13 protein-coding genes are annotated in these 12941 nt (G+C 63.1%); 3 read left to right on the top strand and 10 right to left on the bottom strand.

Translation table 11 applies throughout. The features are described from left to right. Positions 1-76: 76 nt before the first annotated feature. The 5 genes from CAG22_RS06430 to CAG22_RS06410 all read right to left on the bottom strand — a co-directional run bounded on the left by CAG22_RS06430 (position 77) and on the right by CAG22_RS06410 (position 4821). Positions 77-1003: a DMT family transporter gene (locus tag CAG22_RS06430; protein WP_085704984.1), complete on the bottom strand. Its 927-nt coding sequence runs from the start codon at positions 1001-1003 to the stop codon at positions 77-79. Positions 1004-1109: 106 nt separating this feature from the next. Beyond that, positions 1110-1505 (bottom strand): hypothetical protein, encoded by a 396-nt coding sequence (locus CAG22_RS06425; protein WP_013973698.1) that lies wholly within the window; start codon positions 1503-1505, stop codon positions 1110-1112. Between the two features lie 334 nt (positions 1506-1839). Beyond that, the gene (locus CAG22_RS06420) at positions 1840-2640 is read right to left on the bottom strand and encodes a LuxR family transcriptional regulator (protein WP_025340162.1); all 801 of its coding nucleotides are present in this window, start codon (positions 2638-2640) and stop codon (positions 1840-1842) included. An 85-nt stretch (positions 2641-2725) separates the two neighbouring features. Then, positions 2726-3958 carry an ethanolamine utilization protein EutH gene (gene eutH, locus CAG22_RS06415; protein WP_085704982.1) on the bottom strand — a complete coding sequence of 411 codons (1233 nt, stop codon included), beginning with the start codon at positions 3956-3958 and terminating at the stop codon, positions 2726-2728. A gap of 98 nt (positions 3959-4056) precedes the next feature. Continuing rightward, the gene (locus tag CAG22_RS06410) at positions 4057-4821 is read right to left on the bottom strand and encodes an SDR family NAD(P)-dependent oxidoreductase (RefSeq protein ID WP_085704980.1); all 765 of its coding nucleotides are present in this window, start codon (positions 4819-4821) and stop codon (positions 4057-4059) included. Between the two features lie 156 nt (positions 4822-4977). Here CAG22_RS06410 and CAG22_RS06405 point away from each other — a divergent pair, with 156 nt between their 5' ends. After that, entirely contained in the window at positions 4978-5250 is a 273-nt protein-coding gene (locus tag CAG22_RS06405; protein WP_085704978.1) for a hypothetical protein, read from the top strand. A 125-nt stretch (positions 5251-5375) separates the two neighbouring features. Here the strand turns inward: CAG22_RS06405 and CAG22_RS06400 are convergent, their stop codons facing one another. Further along, on the bottom strand, positions 5376-6737 hold the full coding sequence (locus CAG22_RS06400; RefSeq protein ID WP_039612590.1) for a DEAD/DEAH box helicase: 1362 nt from the start codon (positions 6735-6737) through the stop codon (positions 5376-5378). Between the two features lie 103 nt (positions 6738-6840). Here CAG22_RS06400 and CAG22_RS06395 point away from each other — a divergent pair, with 103 nt between their 5' ends. Next, on the top strand, positions 6841-8142 hold the full coding sequence (locus tag CAG22_RS06395) for a mechanosensitive ion channel family protein (RefSeq protein WP_085589141.1): 1302 nt from the start codon (positions 6841-6843) through the stop codon (positions 8140-8142). Positions 8143-8286: 144 nt separating this feature from the next. Here the strand turns inward: CAG22_RS06395 and CAG22_RS06390 are convergent, their stop codons facing one another. From CAG22_RS06390 to CAG22_RS06375, 4 genes are all read right to left on the bottom strand, one after another. Continuing rightward, a complete protein-coding gene (locus tag CAG22_RS06390) occupies positions 8287-9663 on the bottom strand; it encodes a cytosine permease (RefSeq protein ID WP_085704976.1) in 1377 nt (458 codons plus the stop codon). Positions 9664-9735: 72 nt separating this feature from the next. Continuing rightward, on the bottom strand, positions 9736-10617 hold the full coding sequence (locus tag CAG22_RS06385; protein WP_025340169.1) for a carboxylate/amino acid/amine transporter: 882 nt from the start codon (positions 10615-10617) through the stop codon (positions 9736-9738). Positions 10618-10941: 324 nt separating this feature from the next. Continuing rightward, a complete protein-coding gene (locus CAG22_RS06380; protein ID WP_085704974.1) occupies positions 10942-11541 on the bottom strand; it encodes an FMN-dependent NADH-azoreductase in 600 nt (199 codons plus the stop codon). A gap of 110 nt (positions 11542-11651) precedes the next feature. Then, a complete protein-coding gene (locus CAG22_RS06375; RefSeq protein WP_012051530.1) occupies positions 11652-11966 on the bottom strand; it encodes a hypothetical protein in 315 nt (104 codons plus the stop codon). 48 nt (positions 11967-12014) lie between these two features. Between CAG22_RS06375 and CAG22_RS06370 the strand changes: the two genes are divergently transcribed. Next, a complete protein-coding gene (locus CAG22_RS06370; protein ID WP_012273620.1) occupies positions 12015-12938 on the top strand; it encodes a LysR family transcriptional regulator in 924 nt (307 codons plus the stop codon). Positions 12939-12941 lie beyond the last annotated feature (3 nt).

Raw genomic sequence — 12941 nt, 5'->3', positions numbered from 1 at the left:
GCCGCACAGTCTTCAAGACCTGTGCAGCACCTGTGGGAGCGGGCAAGCCCGCGAAGAGGCCGGTACAGGTTATCGATCATCCCACAATCCGCCGCAACTGCTGCTTCACCCAAGGCTCGGCACTCACCAGGACCACCCCCAGCAGCACCATCAACGCGCCAACCACAAAGTTCAGGCTCAGCGGCTCATCCAGCAACAACACGCCGAAGGTCACCCCGAACAGCGGGGTGATGAACGAGAACACTGCCAGGTTCGACGCCAGGTATTTGCGCAGCAACCAGAACCAGGTCAGGTAGCTGATGAACGACACCACAATCCCCTGGAACAGCACGCTGCCCATCGCCAGCGGCGTCAGCGTCACCGCGCCGATCTGGCCGCTGAGCAAGGCAATCAGCAGCAACCCGGCAAAGCCCACCGCCAGCTGATAGAACAGGGTCAGGGTCGCCGGTGCTTCCGACAGCCGCGAGCAACGCACCACCACCGTGGTCGCCCCCCAGGCCAGCCCGGCGATCACGCCAAAGGCATCCCCCAGCAGGGTGCGGCCATCCATGTGCTCGAACGACATGCCGCCGGCAAACGCCATGGCAATGCCGCCGAAGGCCAGCAGGATCCCCAGCCATTGCAGCAGCCGCAGGCGTTCGCTGGGCAACCTGAAATGCAGGCCCAACGCGGTAAACACCGGCGCGGTATAGAGGAACACCGACATGTGCGCCGCCGAGGTCAGCTTCAGCCCCTCGGCAATGAACAGGAACTCCAGGCCGAACAGCCCGCCCGCCACCACCCCGGCACGCCAGGTGCTGCCGACCTGCTCCCAGCCTCCGCGCCAGCACAGCATCAGGCCCACCAGCACGGCGGCGATGCCGTTGCGCAGGGCCGCCTGCATCACCGGCGCGATATCGATGGCGGCAGTCTTGATCAACACCTGCTGGCAACCCCAGATCAGGCACAGCCCCAGCATCACCTGCAAGGCAAAGGCATCGGGGTTCTTGCGGACCGCGCTCATAGGCGGGCCTCTGCGGTGGTCATTGGCATGGGCAAGGGCTCGGCAGTGTTCAGGAACTACCGATTATCGGGTTTCCATGGCCGCCCTTGCCAGCCTCAAAACGACCTCAGGCGATCTGTGCCTTCGCCGACACCTGCTCGAAGGTGGTTTCGTCCAGCGCATCCTCCTGCTCGTCCAGCACCTGGCGCGGGTGCTCGAAGCCGGGAATGCTGCTGTCGATCAGGCTCATCAGCCGCGAACCGCGCTCGGTCAGCACGAAGTTCTCGCCATTGCCGCCATCCTCTTCGGGCCGGGTTTCGATGAAACCACGCTCGAACAACAACCTTTCGTACTCGCAGGCACGGGTTTTCAGGTGGTCCAGGTCGCCCACCGGCTCCCCCTTGGCAGCCAGTGCCGCAGCGTGCTGCTCGGCATAGGGGCGTGGCGTGAAGCTGTGACCGGCGCCGTTCTGCACCTCGTGCAGCAAACGCTCGATCAGGTCCCAGTCGTAGGCGATGCTCATGGCTACGGGCTCCTGCTGTGGACGGAAGGGGTACACAGGTTGGGACCTGCCGAGGTTGCCCGGCGTTCCGAAATATCTCAGCACGCCATGAGCGAGCTGGCTGATAAACGAACACGCCGGCTCTCAGCTGATCGGTTACCGCGCTCAGGTGTAGGAGCGGCCTTGTGTCGCGAAAGGGCTGCGAAGCAGCCCCGGGGTTTCAGCGTAAATGCACAAATTGCTGGGGCTGCTTTGCAGCCCTTTCGCGACACAAGGCCGCTCCTACAAGGGCCCGCACAGGCCGGGAGAAAAGATGTTAGCGCTGGCGCCCAGGCAACCGGCCTGCGCGGCTCGGTTACTGCTTGACCAGATAGTTGATGAACAATCGAAACAGCTCCGCATTACCGGCAATCCCCAGCCGCTGCCAGATGTTGTGCCGGTGTACTTTCACCGTGCCTTCCGAGATGCCCAGCTCGCGGGAGATCGACTGGCTGCTGTGCCCTTGCAGGATCAGCTTGGCCACATGCCGCTGGGTTTCGGTCAGCTGGCCCTGGAGGATATCGACGAAAGCATCTTCCAACTGGCTGTCGGACTCCTGCGGGTCGGCCAGGTCATCGGCATGTGCCAGGCGCAGGTGCTGGCTGAAAATGGCATCGATGACCGGCGTCAACGCTGCCAGCCGCTGCGCTTCCTCGGCCTCGAACGCGCCCTTGTCCAGGCCACGCATCAGCGAATACACCAGGGCGGTCCGTGGCCTTACCGGCACGATGAAACCGATCTCTTCGATCAGGCTGCCGTGGTGCGACGAGACGCAGGGGTGGATGTCGTGGGAGATGGAAAAGCCCGAGGCGAAGAAGCTGTCCGGGGCCAGTTCGCGCATCCGCCACAGGCCACCTGGGTGGTTGTTGGTACAGGCGACGTAGAACGGGTCGAGCAGATAGCCGCCGCGCAGGTAGGCTTTCAGCGTACGTTCGGCGACTCGCTGGTTGTAGCCGTCATGAATCAGCAGCGCGGGTTGGTTGAAGCGAAACAGGTAGGCGCAGCTCATGTCGAAATCGACCACGCCCTTGAGCGCGGTGTCGAGGGCCGGGCCCAGTGCATCGCTGCCGATGCTGCGAATGACCGCACCCAGGCGGTTGGCGTTGTCGCTGTTCATTGCGGAGGCCCGTGCGGTGTGGGAGAAGGCGCAAATGCCGCCCGGCTGTGCAAGCCCGAACGGCATTGAACGATGCCTGGCCCTGTCAGTGCAACGGTGCACTGGCGGGCAGCAGGCCGGCCTCTTCTTCCTGGCGGCCCAGCTCCAGTGCCTTGGGCACCGCCAGCCAGTAGGCCAACAGCATGCCCAGCAGGCCACCGGCGAGCTTGCCGATGATCAGCGGCCCGATCAGCGTGGGCTGGAAGTTGGCCGAGTAGGCCAGGTGATCACCAAAGGTGAAGGCGGCGCACACGGCAAAGGCAATCACCAGCACCTTGTCTTTCGGCGGCATGTCGGCCACCAGGCGGAACATCGCCAGGATGTTGGCCGAGGCCGCGAGGATACCGGCCGCGCCCACCGGCGACAGGCCGAGTTTCGACGCCACCTTTTCGATCGGCTGCGACAGGAAACGCTTGATCAGGTAAACCATCGGGAACGCACCGCACAGCATGATGCCCACGTAGCCGGCAATCTCCAGCGCCCGGAATTGGTCGTCCTTGTCGGCGATGATCGGGGCAAAGCCCCAGCCACCGAACAGCGAAGTGAACGCACCGGTGAAGTACTCGACGATCGACGCCACCAGCACCAGCGTCACGGCGGCATACATCAACTGCCCCAGCTTGAGGAACAGGCTGACCATGAAGTTGGGGAAGTAGCGCAGCGCCGCCGCCAGTGCCACGCAGAACAGGATCAGCGGCGACAGGTTGCGCAGCAGGGTCGGCAGGGTGAAGTGCAGCGCCTGGGTCGCAGCGCCCGCCGTGGCGATGTCCGGGCGCACGCCCAGGCCCATGGCCTGCATGCCCATGGCGATCAACACGATGCTGATCGGGATGCTCAACAACCCGGCCATGATGCCCAGCGCCATGTACTTGTGGTCGGCCTTGTTGAGCATTGCCAGGCCCACCGGGATGACGAAGATCACCGTCGAACCGCACTGGAAGCCAGTGATAAGGCCAAGGATCCAGCCTTCGGGGCTGTGCGACAACGCCTGGGCCAGCTGGTAGCCGCCCAGGTCCGAGGCGATGAAGATCGGCCCGGCGATGCCGGCATCGGCGCCCATGGCCAGGAACAGCGGGCCGATGAACTGGCTGATGAAACTGGAAATGAACGGGATGGCGGCCATGATCCCGGCCACCGGGATGAAGATCGGGCCAATGCTGTGCAGGCCGGCGGTGAACTCCTTGGCCAGCTCGGATTCCGCATTGACGATCGATGCGATCGCGCCGATCACGGCGCACACCATGATCACGTAGATGACGTAAGTGCCTATGTTTTCCATCTGCTGCCTCTGTCTTGTTGGAATTGGCTTTGTGGGCAGAATTGAAGGGTGCTGCGTGTTGTTCTTGTTGGTGCCGGCAGGGTACTGCCGGCCGGGCATTACATGGCGGTGTAGGCGTTGTCGACGAACAGGTGCGAGCCGCTGACGAAGCTCGACTCGTCACTGGCCAGGAACAACGCGGCGTTGGCCACTTCGGCCGGGTCGCACAGGCGCCCCTGCATGGTCTTGATTGCTTCGTCGGAAGCGTCCACGCCAAAACCGCGCAGCAGGTCGAGCTCGCGGCGGCCATGGGCGGTGCCGATGAAGCCTGGGCAAATGGCGTTGCTGCGGATGTTCTGGTCGCGGTATTCCACGGCCAGGGCGCGGGCGAACATGTGGCAGGCGCCCTTGGTGGTGCAATACAGCACCTCCATTGGCGTGCCGACCACCGCCGAGATCGACGAGGTGCAGATCACGCTGCCGCCGCCGGCGGCGAGCATGCTAGGCAACACCGCCTTGGTGACCAGGAACATGCTTTTCACGTTGACGCTCATCAGCCGGTCCCATTCCGCTTCGCTGGTTTCGAGGAACGGGCCGGCGGCGATGATCCCGGCGTGGTTCATCAGCACGGTGATCGGGCCGAAGTGCACCTGGGCCTGGGTTACGGCGCGGTGCACCTGGTCGGCCTGCGACACATCGGCGGCGACGAACAGCGCCTGGCCGCCGTCCGCGTTGATGCGCGCCGCCACGGCTTCGCCCTGGCTGGTCGGCAAGTCGAGGATCACCACCTTGGCGCCCTCGGCGGCGAACAGCTCCGACGCGGCCAGGCCACAACCGCCTGCGCCGCCGGTAATCAGTGCCACCTTGCCTTTCAATCGATCCATGGGTGTGTTCCTCGGTTGTCATGTTTGTGGCTTCAAACTAGAGCCGAGGATGAGCGCGGTAAATATACCCAGGGGTATAGCCACCGGTCGAAGGCGCTGAACTAACGGCCAGGCACATGCCTCCACCGGGCATCACCACCGCCGGAGGTAGGAAGGATGAAACTGCTGCTGCCCATTGCCTGCGCCACCGCCCTGTTCTGCGCCCTGCCCACCTGGGCCTGCACACCGGAAGAAGCAATGCAGAAACGCGAAGAGCTGGCCGGGTTGGTCACCCAGTTGACCGAGCAGAACCCGCAGAAGGCCAAGGAGATCAATGACGAGCTTCAAGGGATGGAGCTGGGGACGGCGAGCAAGGACTTGCCCGACAAGTGTCAGCTGATCGACAAGCGGATCAAGGAGTTGAAAGAGGCGGAGAAAAAGGCTGAATAGTGGTCGCCTGTGCTGGCCCCTTCGCGGGCACGCCCGCTCCCACAGGGATAACACAGCCTTCGATATCTGTGATTATCCTGTGGGAGCGGGCGTGCCCGCGAAGAAACCAACAGCGCTACTGAAGGTTACTCAGCCGCAGGCTTGCGCTTCTTCAGCGGCGCCAGGCCGTCGGCGCTGGCCAGCGGTGCATTGGCCTTCGGCTTGGCGGTTGGCTTGCGCTTGGCGGCCGCCTTCTTGTCACCGGTCTTCTTCTCGACCTTTTTCTTCTTGCTGCCAGCCGCCTTGCCCGAGGCCTTGACCTTCTTCGGCCCGTTGTAGGTGCCCTTCACTTCCTTGATCACCCGGCGCTCGAACTGCTGCTTGAGGTAGCGCTCGATGCTCGACATCAGGTTCCAGTCGTTGTGGGTGATCAGCGAGATCGCCAGGCCTTCGCCACCGGCACGGCCGGTACGGCCCACGCGGTGCACGTACTCGTCACCGCTGCGCGGCATGTCGAAGTTGATCACCAGGTCCAGGCCGTCGATGTCCAGGCCACGGGCCGCAACGTCGGTAGCCACCAGCACCTTGGAGCTGCCCTGCTTGAAGCGGTCCAGGGCCAGCTTGCGGTCCTTCTGGTCCTTCTCGCCGTGCAGCACGAAGGCCTTCACGTCCTTGGCCACCAGATGGCCGTAGATGCGGTCGGCCAGGGCGCGGGTGTTGGTGAAGATGATCGCCTTGTCGAAGGTTTCGTTGGCCAGCAGCCACTGCACGATCTGCTCTTTGTGCTGGTCGTGGTCAGCGGTGATGATCTGCTGGCGGGTGCCTTCGGCCAGCTGCGAGACGCTGTTGAGCATCAAGTGCTCTGGGTCTTTCAGCACCTTGCCGATGATGTCGCGCAGGGCTGCACCACCGGTGGTGGCGGAGAACAGCAGGGTCTGCTGGCGGTTCTCGCACTCCTTGCACAGGCGCTCCATGTCTTCGGCGAAGCCCATGTCGAGCATGCGGTCGGCTTCGTCGAGGATCAGCACCTGTACGTGAGACAGGTCGAGGTTGCCGGCATTGAGCTGCTCGAGCAGGCGGCCCGGGGTGCCGATCAGCACATCCGGCACCTTGCGCAGCATGGCGGCCTGTTCCTTGAAGTCTTCACCGCCGGTCACCAGGCCCGACTTGATGTAGGTGAACTGCGAGAACAGCTGTACCTGCTTGAGGGTCTGCTGGGCCAGTTCACGGGTCGGCAGCAGGATCAGCGCGCGGATCTCGACGCGGCGTTCGCGCAGGTCGACCAGGCGGTTGAGCAGCGGCAGCACGAAGGCCGCGGTCTTGCCGCTGCCGGTCTGCGCGGTCACGCGCAGGTCACGCCCTTGCAGGGCCAGGGGGATGGCCGCGGCCTGCACCGGGGTTGGCTCGACAAAGTTAAGCTCGGCCACGGCTTTAAGCAGGCGTTCATGCAGGGCGAATTGGGAGAACACGGAGGTAACCTCAGGCAAGTGCGGAAAATTCAGTTGCATAGGGTAACGTTTTCTGCCGCCTTAGCCGAATTTCTTTTGGCAACTTTGTCGCCATCCGCGCTCTAATGGCGCTTCGTTTGGCAACAAGACTGTACGCAAGCCCATGGATATCCAACGAATCTGGCGTGACTCCCTCGACCTGTGGGGCACACTTGACCAACATCCGATGCTGCACGCGGCCATTGGCCTGGCGGTGCTGCTGCTCATTTCCCTGGTCATCGGCCGCCTGGCACGCTTCCTGGTGCTGCACGGCGCCCGCCTGCTGGCCCGCCAGCCAGCGCTGAAGTGGCTGGACGACCTGCGCAACAACAAGGTTTTCCACCGCCTGGCACAGACCACGCCGTCACTGGTGCTGCAGTTCGGCCTGAAACTGGTGCCCGAGCTGTCCGACACCGCCCAGCACTTCCTCGGCAATGTCGCCCTGGCCTTTACCCTGCTGTTCATGACCATGGCGCTGTCGTGCCTGCTGGATGCCCTGCTCGACATCTATGCCCGCACCGAACACGCCCGCACCCGCTCTATCAAGGGTTACGTGCAACTGGCCAAGATGATGCTGTGGATCTTCGCCTCCATCGTCATCGTCGCCACCCTGATCGACCGCTCGCCGCTGTTGCTGCTGTCGGGCCTGGGCGCCATGTCGGCGGTGCTGCTGTTGGTGTACAAGGACACCCTGCTGTCGTTCGTCGCCAGTGTGCAGCTGACCAGCAACGACATGCTGCACGTGGGCGACTGGATCGAAATGCCCCAGGTGGGCGCCGATGGCGACGTGGTGGACATCACCCTGCACACGGTGAAGGTGCAGAACTTCGACAAGACCATCGTCTCCATCCCCACCTGGCGCCTGATGAGCGAGTCGTTCCGCAACTACCGCGGTATGCAGCAGTCTGGTGGCCGACGCATCAAGCGTAGCCTGTTCATCGATGCAGCCGGCGTACGGTTCCTGACTCGCGAGGAAGAACAGCGCCTGAGCCAGGTCAGCCTTCTGCGCGATTACCTGGCGGGCAAGCGCCAGGAACTGCAAAGCTGGAACGAAGCCCTGGGGCCGGTGGCCGAGCTGTCGGCCAACCGCCGCAAGCTGACCAACATCGGCACCTTCCGGGCGTTTGCCCTGGCCTACCTGAAGAACCACCCCAACGTGCACCCGAACATGACCTGCATGGTGCGGCAAATGCAGACCACCGCCGAGGGTGTACCGCTGGAAATCTACTGCTTTACCACCACCACGGCGTGGGCTGAGTACGAGCGGATTCAGGGGGATATCTTCGACTACCTGCTGGCGGTGTTGCCGGAGTTTGGCTTGAGCCTGTATCAGCAGCCAAGTGGCAACGACATGCGGGTAGGGTTGAGCGGGCGTGTATCGCAAGAGCCTGTGCCGCGTCGGCTGGAAGACATGAGCGAGGCTTGATATTGCCGGGGCTGCTTCGCAGCCCATCGCCGGCAAGCCAGCTCCCACAGGTACTGCAAACGTCTCGAATTTTGCGCGGTGCCTGTGGGAGCTGGCTTGCCGGCGATGGGCCGCAAAGCGGCCCCTTTCCGTGTCAGGACCGAGTCAGGGGTGCGCATTCATGGTTGTCGAAAGCCGGTTGCTCTCGCGCCCATGGACCATGCAATACAGCGCACCGGCCAGGATCAACCCCATCGCCCAACTGATGTCTGCCCCCAGCCACTCGGCCACGAAGCCCGTGTAGAACGACAGCTTCATGAACGGGATGGTACCGATGATCGACACGGCGTACACCGCCAGGCTTCGACGATTGAAGCAGCCATAACGCCCCTTGGAGTCATACAGCGCCCCCACATCATAGTGGCCTCGGCATACCCAGTAGTAATCCACCAGGTTGATCGCGCTCCATGGGATCAACAGGTACAGCTGGCCGATCAGGATGTCGGCAAAGAATGTATCGAAATTGTACTGGGTGGCGATGGCGATCACCGTTGCCGCTGCGGTCAGCCCAGCCATCACCAAGGCCTTGGCCGTCGCGGTCACGCGCCGGATAGTCTTGAAGGCACCAAAGATCGTGACCGACGACATGTAGGCGCTGTACAGGCACAGGACGTTGTACTGGATCACCCCCAGTGCAATCACTGCCAGCGCCAGCGGCGCCCACGGGCCGAACAACGCGGCAATGGCTGTGGCCGGGTCATGCCCCAGTGCGGAGGGCAATTCCACCGCCACCAGCGCGCCGAGCGCCATCATGGCGAAGGAGCCCAGCGCACAACCGCAATAGGTGGCCCAGAAGGTGGCGCGTGGGTTGACGTTGGCCGGGAGGTAGCGCGAGTAATCGGCTACATAGGGGCCATACCCCAGCGTCCAGGAGGCCGACTGGGCCACGATCAGGTTGAAGGCGGTGAACGAGAAGCCGGTACTCACTGCCGTTGTGGTTGCCATGTCGCCGGGGTGCAGCAGGATCAGCACCAGGGCGCCGGCAAAAACCAGCGTGGACAACAGGCTCATCCATGCCCCAAGGCGGTGGATGAGTTCGTAGCCGACAAAGCCGATGACAAAAGTCAGCAAGCCGACCACCACGATGGCCTGGTCATCGCTCATGGGCACCAGCGCCTGCAGGGCATTGCGCATCAGCACGCCGCTGGCGGCGAGGAACAGGACTGCGGCCGTGACCATCACCAGCAGAGGGAGCGCGGCACCATGGACACCGAACTGGGCCCGGCTCTGGATCATCTGTGGCACGCCCAGGTGGGGCCCCTGGGCAGAATGCGCGGCCATGAACACGGTGCCGATCAGGTTGCCGACCAACAGGCCCAGCAAGGTCCAGCCCAGACTTAGCCCCGACGCAGCACCCAGGGTGCCGACCATCAGGGCGGTTATCTGGAAATTGGAGCTGAACCAGATGGTGAACAATCGTTTAGGCGTGCCATAACGCTCGGCGTGTGGGACAAATTCGATACTTCGCGTTTCTAGCTTCACGCCGGTCTCCCGATTTTGTTTTCATGATTATCGGGTAGGTACCGGCGGGATTTGGGTTCAGTAACGAACGCGTCATAGCTGGCTGCGCCATGGCTTGCTTGATAACGTCAGGGTACCCAGGCGGCTCATCCACACCGACGCCAGGATCACTGCCCCGCCGATGAACAGCCTGCCCAATGGCTCGTCCTGGTTCCAGATCAGCAAATTGAGCAGCAACCCTACCGGCACATGCAGGTTGTTCATCACCGCCAGCGTCCCGCCCGAAACCAGGCAGGCGCCCTTGTTCCACCAGTACAGGCCCAGCGCCGTCGGGCACAGGCCCAGGAACAGCAGCACCAGCCACTGCACATCGGTGGTCGGCAGGTGCTGGGCGTTGCCAAACAGCAGGAAGGCCGGCAATACCACGATCAACGCGCCCAGGTAGAAGTAGCCAAAGCGCTTGTAGTGCGGCAGGTCGCTGGGGTGGCGTGCAACCAGGTGGCGGTACAGCACCTGGCCGGCGGCGTAGGTGAAGTTGGCCAGTTGCAGCAGCAGGAAGCCGATGAAGAACTCGCCGCTGATGGTGTCGAAGCGGATCACCGCCGCGCCGGCCACCGCCACCAGCGCTGCCAGCAGCGCCCACGGGTTGAAGCGCCGGTTCATGGCGTCTTCGATCAGCGTCACATGCAACGGCGTGAGAATGGTGAACAGCAGCACCTCCGGCACGGTGAGCACGCGAAAGCTCAGGTACAGGCAGACGTAGGTGATGCCGTACTGCAGCGCGCCAATCAGCAGCATCGAGCGCATGAAGCGCGGCTCGACCTGGCGCCAGCGGGTCAGCGGCAGGAATACCAAGCCAGCCAGCACCACGCGCGCGAGCACGGCAAAGTAGCTGTCGACGTGCCCGGCCAGGTACTCGCCGATCAGGCTGAAGGAAAACGCCTGGATCAGCGCGACGATTATCAGGTAGCCCATGGTTGCCTCTCGTGGATCAAGGCCGCGACCTTAGCGGGTTGCGGCAAATGAGTTCAACCATGAGGAATGTAAGGACGGCAGCGCACGCGGTCTATGTAGGAGCGGCCTTGTGTCGCGAAAGGGGTGCGAAGCGCCCCCGGGATCTCAGCACAGCAGCACATATTGCCGGGGCTGCTTTGCAGCCCTTTCGCGACACAAGGCCGCTCCTACACAGAGCAAAAGCAGACCGCATGCGCACAAATATAAAAAAGCCCGGCCATGCAGGCCGGGCAGGTACACCCAAAGGAGCAACAACAGGTGTCAGGGTTGGGAATTCGCTAAGCCTCAGGCCACCGCCGCCAGCTTGGCCTTGGCCTGGTTGACGCCCTTCTCGTGGAAGTCAGGGCTCATGTTCAGGCCTTCGGCATGGATGAAGTCGACATCGTGAATGCCGATGAAGGCCATTACCTGGCGCAGGTACGGTTCCTGGTGGTCGCTGGTGGCACCGGCGTGGATGCCGCCACGGGCAGTCAGGACGATGGCGCGCTTGCCAGTCAGCAAGCCCTGCGGGCCGGTGGGGGTGTACTTGAAGGTGATGCCGGCACGCAGCACGTGGTCCAGCCAGGCCTTCAGGGTGCTGGGGATGGTGAAGTTGTACATCGGCGCAGCCATCACCAGCACGTCGGCGGCGAGCAGCTCATCGGTCAGTTCGTTGGAGCGGGCCAAGGCGTCCAGTTCGGAAGCACTGCGCTGTTCTTCGGGCTTCATCCAGCCACCCAGCAGGTTGGCGTCCAGGTGCGGCACCGGGTTCACGGCCAGGTCGCGCACACTGATCTGATCGGCCGGGTGGGCGGCCTGCCACTGCTGGATGAAATCACGGGTCAGCTGACGGGAAACGGAATCCTGCTGGCGGGCGCTGCTTTCGATGATCAGTACGCGGGACATGGGGGGGCCTCCATCGGCAAAAAGGGTTGCGATTCGATGGAGGTGAGATTACGGCTTGACCTATCGATAAAAAAGCGTAAAAAGTGGGTTCAATCTATCGATTTATCAGTTTATTCTGCACTGCAGTTCAAGGCGATCCGTAATTTGATGATCTGCCGGTTGAACTTGGCAGTGACATCGACGCTTTTACCGGCCGGTACGTTCACCCGGCGCACCCGTGGTGCCTCGGGGCCATTGCGGAAAGTCACCTTGCACGCGGCCGGTACCTGCCCATAGTTGTTGAGGGTGATGGCGCCAATGTCATAGGCCGTGTCATAGGCGGTGTAGTCGAGCTTTACCCCGGTCAGTTCCTTCTCAACGTCGATGGGATAAGCCATGGCCCCGAGGGGCAGGCACATCAGTATTGCCGCACAACATTTCTTCATGGGCCGCTCTCCTTGAAAGAGCGCAGCTTAGGACAACAGGAGCGAAAGATGAAAGCGCCGCGCGTAACCCTTGACCAGTGGCGAACCCTGCAGGCAGTGGTCGATCACGGTGGGTTTGCCCAGGCCGCCGAGGCACTGCACCGCTCGCAGTCATCGGTCAGCTACACCGTGGCCCGCATGCAGGAGCAACTGGGCGTGCCGCTGCTGCGCATCGACGGCCGCAAGGCGGTGCTCACCGAGGCCGGCAATGTCCTGCTGCGCCGTTCGCGCCACCTGGTCAAGCAGGCCAGTCAGCTCGAAGACCTTGCCCACCACATGGAACAGGGCTGGGAGGCCGAGGTACGGCTGGTGGTCGATGCCGCCTACCCCAGTGCCCGCCTGGTACGCGCCCTGGCCGCGTTCATGCCGCAGAGCCGTGGCTGCCGGGTGCGCCTGCGTGAAGAAGTGCTGTCTGGCGTCGAGGAAGTGATGCACGAAGGTATCGCCGACCTGGCCATCAGCAGCTACAGCATCGGCGGCTACCTGGGCGCCGAACTGAGCGCGGTGGAGTTCGTCGCCGTCGCCCACCCCGAACACAGCCTGCACCGCCTGGGCCGCGAACTGACCTTCCAGGACCTGGAAAGCCAGTTGCAGGTGGTAATCCGTGACTCCGGCCGCGCCCAGCCGCGCGATGTCGGCTGGCTGGGTGCCGAGCAACGCTGGACCGTCGGTAGCCTGGGCACCGCCGCTACCTTCGTCAGCAGTGGCCTCGGCTTTGCCTGGCTGCCCCGCCACATGATCGAGCGCGAGCTGCGCGAAGGCGTGCTCAAGCCGTTGCCGCTGGATCAGGGTGGCAGCCGCCACCCACTGTTCTACCTTTATTCGAGCAAAGAGAAGACCTTGGGCCCGGCTACGCAGATTCTCATCGACCTGCTGCGCAATTTCGACACCGCGCCACTGGACGTGCCCTTCGCAGCCCCCCCACAAGCCTGAGAG

The organism is Pseudomonas sp. B8(2017), from assembly GCF_002113575.1.
GTDB classification, from domain to species: Bacteria; Pseudomonadota; Gammaproteobacteria; order Pseudomonadales; family Pseudomonadaceae; genus Aquipseudomonas; species Aquipseudomonas putida_Z.
This window is presented reverse-complemented; position numbering and strand designations above follow the sequence as displayed.

Bases quoted from the DNA above. Each gene is read 5' to 3' on its own strand.
- eutH (WP_085704982.1), bottom strand. From the start codon at position 3,958: ATGGAAAACATAGGCACTTACGTCATCTACGTGATCATGGTGTGCGCC.
- CAG22_RS06370 (WP_012273620.1), top strand. From the start codon at position 12,015: ATGAAAGCGCCGCGCGTAACCCTTGACCAGTGGCGAACCCTGCAGGCA.
- CAG22_RS06425 (WP_013973698.1), bottom strand. From the start codon at position 1,505: ATGAGCATCGCCTACGACTGGGACCTGATCGAGCGTTTGCTGCACGAG.
- CAG22_RS06395 (WP_085589141.1), top strand. From the start codon at position 6,841: ATGGATATCCAACGAATCTGGCGTGACTCCCTCGACCTGTGGGGCACA.
- CAG22_RS06375 (WP_012051530.1), bottom strand. From the start codon at position 11,966: ATGAAGAAATGTTGTGCGGCAATACTGATGTGCCTGCCCCTCGGGGCC.
- CAG22_RS06380 (WP_085704974.1), bottom strand. From the start codon at position 11,541: ATGTCCCGCGTACTGATCATCGAAAGCAGCGCCCGCCAGCAGGATTCC.
- CAG22_RS06410 (WP_085704980.1), bottom strand. From the start codon at position 4,821: ATGGATCGATTGAAAGGCAAGGTGGCACTGATTACCGGCGGCGCAGGC.
- CAG22_RS06385 (WP_025340169.1), bottom strand. From the start codon at position 10,617: ATGGGCTACCTGATAATCGTCGCGCTGATCCAGGCGTTTTCCTTCAGC.
- CAG22_RS06420 (WP_025340162.1), bottom strand. From the start codon at position 2,640: ATGAACAGCGACAACGCCAACCGCCTGGGTGCGGTCATTCGCAGCATC.
- CAG22_RS06400 (WP_039612590.1), bottom strand. From the start codon at position 6,737: ATGCAACTGAATTTTCCGCACTTGCCTGAGGTTACCTCCGTGTTCTCC.
- CAG22_RS06405 (WP_085704978.1), top strand. From the start codon at position 4,978: ATGAAACTGCTGCTGCCCATTGCCTGCGCCACCGCCCTGTTCTGCGCC.
- CAG22_RS06430 (WP_085704984.1), bottom strand. From the start codon at position 1,003: ATGAGCGCGGTCCGCAAGAACCCCGATGCCTTTGCCTTGCAGGTGATG.